At 59.2% G+C, this 294-nt stretch carries 1 protein-coding gene; it reads left to right on the top strand.

The window, feature by feature from the left end; all coding sequences use genetic code 11:
* Window positions 1-206 (top strand): hypothetical protein (locus tag AC1RPN_RS08850; protein ID WP_481763819.1); only part of this gene is annotated, 206 nt, incomplete at its 5' end.
* Window positions 207-294 lie beyond the last annotated feature (88 nt).

Genomic DNA, 294 nt, shown 5'->3' on the forward strand with positions numbered 1-294 from the left:
AGGCGCTGATCAACCAGTTCGTGATCGCGGGGCTGCACGATACATATCCGTTCAATGAGTTCGTGCCGCCTGCCGGGAACGAAGATGATGCGTTGGCGGCGCGGGCTTTTCGCGAGTACTTGCACGAGGTCAAATACCGCAACCCGCGTCGGCTGAAGTGGATTCGCGACGTTGCGGCCCGGCCCTTGCGCGGAGAGCGTGCATGAAGTTCGAGGACTGGATGGAATCGTTGAGCATCAAGCTCAATGGGCGCGCTCTGAACCAACATGAGCAATGGCTGATGCAGCTCGCCTT

The organism is Dellaglioa sp. CoH-57-MRSF-20, assembly GCF_056781955.1.